The organism is Brachybacterium sp. 107, assembly GCF_052379725.1.
In the GTDB taxonomy this organism is placed as follows: Bacteria; Actinomycetota; Actinomycetes; order Actinomycetales; family Dermabacteraceae; genus Brachybacterium.
The window spans coordinates 1-2,889 of record NZ_JBQSYW010000040.1 but is presented as its reverse complement, the minus strand read 5'-3'; the positions used below and the strand labels follow the sequence as shown (position 1 = coordinate 2,889).

Below are 2,889 nucleotides of genomic sequence, written 5' to 3'. Positions count from 1 at the left end.
AGCGAGGTCGGCGCTGACCCGGGCCTCGAGCACCGGGTCCTTCGCGACTTTCCGGACCTGTGGGCGCGAGCGTTGGCGCTGCGCTTTCACATCCGCGGTCACTGCTTGATAGCCCCGCGTCTTCGTCGAGTTCCGTCGAAGCTCTCTGGGGACCACTGACGGGCATCGACCCAGGTGAGAAGCGATCCTGCGGACTCCCCACCCGGCCTTCGATCCCGTCGAGATCTCCATCCGCTCCGTGAACGTGAGCAGCCGCCGCACCATCCCAGGCCTCCTCGCCTCAAGCCCCCACCGACCGGGAGTGTTGCTACGACGCTATGACACCACCCACCACTTCCCGGGACTTGACCCGCGTCGCGAGTTCTCCGCGGGGGATCGCGTAGATGTACTGGTAGATCGTTTCTCCGCTGACGGTGCGGCCCTGAGCGTTCGGAGATTTCGCCATGCGTTCAACGGTCGGGTCTGCGGCCTCCAGACGCAAGCGACCCGCGATCTCGTTCGGCGTCCATGACGCTGCGAGATCGGCGTTCACCCTCGCCTGGAGCACCGGGTCCTTCGCCACTTTCCGGACCTGTGGGCGCGAACGCTGGCGCTGCGCCTTCACGTCCGCAGTCACAGCTTGATAGCCGCGCGTCTTCGTCGAGTTCCGTCGAAGCTCCCTGGAGACCACCGAAGGGCATCTACCCAGGTGATAAGCGATCCTACGGACTCCCCACCCGGCCTTCGATCCTGTCGAGATCTCCATCCGCTCCGTGAACGTAAGTCGCCGCCGCGCCATCCCAGGCCTCCTCGCCTCGAGCCCCCACCGACCGGGAGTGTTGCTACGACGCTATGACACCACCGTTCGGCTTGATCCCGAAGCACGTGTGGGAGCCGGCCTACAACTCCGACGGAGAGGTCAGGGAGGGAGCGGACGTCGCGGAACTGACCGGGCTGCTCGACCTCGACGAGGACTGGCCCGATGGGATGCGAGTGATCGTCCGTCGCGAGCGCCCCCATCCTGGCGCGCAGCTGCGGTTCGATGACGTCGATGGCTACCGCCTGACCGCCTTCGCGACCAACACTGCGCAGGGTCAGCTCGCGGACCTCGAAGTGCGTCACCGTCGCCGCGCCCGCTACGAAGACCGGATCCGGATCGCGAAGGACATGGGCCTGCGGAACCTGCCACTGACCTCGTTCGTGCAGAACCGGATCTGGTGCCAGATCGTGGCTCTGGCCAGCGAGATCACCGCCTGGATGGGGCTGCTCGGATTCGCTGATCAGCCCGCCAGGAGATGGGAACCAAAGCGCCTGCGCCACCGTCTGTTCCAGATCCCCGCGACCATCGCCCGGCACGCCCGACAGCTCGTCCTGCATCTCTCGGATCGGTCGATCTGGGCCGGGACCATCCACGCAGGCCACGCCCGCCTCGCCCAGCTACCCGCCCCCGCCGGATAGCTCCACGGCCCCGTCGTTGACCACACTGCCCGAGGATCCCTGGACTGGACATCCGACCACCGCGACCGACACGCGGCGAACCGTCACACCCCAATGTCAAAATCAGCCCGCGAACACCGGCAACGACGCCGACCAACCCCGCTCGCCGGACCCATGAAATATGGCTCTTCGCAGTTGAGGGGGTAGCGGGGGGCATGGGTCGGGCGCGTCGGTGCCGGGATAGACGTCGAGGTCTCCCGAAGATGGAAGTTCTCACGCTCGCCATCAGGAAGACCTCGACGTGCGCAACGCTACCTTCGACAGCCCCGACCTGACGACCTTCACTCGCCTCGAGGAGCTTGGTCTGGTCGTGGTCGGCCAAGAACTCACGGCCCACCGGGCGGTGCTGGAGTGCAGGGTCGCCGAGGAGGATCCATGGTGCCGTGCCTGCGGAGCACTCTCGACCTCGCGGGGCTCCATCTCGCGGTCCCTGGCGCATGAGCCGTTCGGCCACCGCCCCACCACGTTGCTGGTGCGGATCCGGCGCTACCGGTGTGATCACTGCGGAACCCACTGGCGCGAAGACACCACCGCTGCAGCAGCTGCGCGGGCGAAGCTCTCCCGGGGCGGGATTCGATGGGCGCTGGAGGCCCTGGTCATCGATCACCTCTCGATCGCCCGGGTCGCTTCTGGGCTGGGCGTGGCCTGGCACACCGCCAACGATGCCGTCCTGGCCGAGGGGAAACGGCTGCTGATCGATGACCCGGCCCGCTTCGACGGAGTCCGCGTGATCGGCGTCGACGAGCACGTCTGGTGCCACACCCGCCGCGGCGACAAATACGTCACCGTGATCATCGACCTCACCCCCACCAGGGACAAGACCGGGCCGGCAAGGCTGCTGGACATGGTCGAGGGCCGCTCCAAGGCAGCGTTCAAGGCCTGGCTGGAGGCCCGCCCCGAGGCGTGGAAGGACCGCATCGAGGTCGTCGCGATGGACGGGTTCACGGGGTTCAAGACAGCCACGAGCGAGGTCCTCCCCGGAGCGGTCGCGGTGATGGATCCCTTCCACGTCGTCCGTCTGGCTGGGGACGCTCTGGATGACTGCCGGCGGCGGATCCAGCAGAAGCTCCACAAGCGCCGGGGCCGTAAGGACGACCCTCTCTACAAGGCCCGCCGCACCCTCCACACCGGGACCAAGCTGCTGACCCAGCGGCAGCGCGAACGCCTCAACGCCCTGTTCGCCCACCACCCGCACGCTGCGATCGAGGCGACCTGGGAGATCTACCAGGCCATGATCGCCGCCTATCGAGAACCCGACCGGACCAGAGCCAGAACGATGATGGAGAAGGTCATCGCCGCGCTCAGGGCGAAGGTCCCAGACACCCTCGTCGAGCTGGGAAAGCTGGGCAAGACGCTGACCAAGCGCGCCGACGACGTCCTGGCGTTCTTCGATCGTCCCGGCACCAGTAACGG

The 2,889-nt window shown here is 67.1% G+C and carries 2 protein-coding genes and 2 pseudogenes; 2 read left to right on the top strand and 2 right to left on the bottom strand.

All coding sequences use genetic code 11. The features are described 5' to 3' along the window. A partial coding sequence (locus tag ACT3UL_RS19170; RefSeq protein ID WP_444579995.1) for a helix-turn-helix domain-containing protein occupies positions 1 to 264 on the bottom strand: 264 nt, incomplete at its 3' end. A gap of 85 nt (positions 265 to 349) precedes the next feature. Further along, a pseudogene (locus tag ACT3UL_RS19165) lies at positions 350 to 778 on the bottom strand (transposase); the annotation flags it as partial. A gap of 68 nt (positions 779 to 846) precedes the next feature. Between ACT3UL_RS19165 and ACT3UL_RS19160 the strand changes: the two are divergent. Further along, positions 847 to 1,437, top strand: a pseudogene (locus ACT3UL_RS19160) (transposase); the annotation flags it as partial. Between the two features lie 280 nt (positions 1,438 to 1,717). Then, the coding region (locus ACT3UL_RS19155; protein WP_444579994.1) for an ISL3 family transposase at positions 1,718 to 2,889 on the top strand (1,172 nt) is incomplete at its 3' end.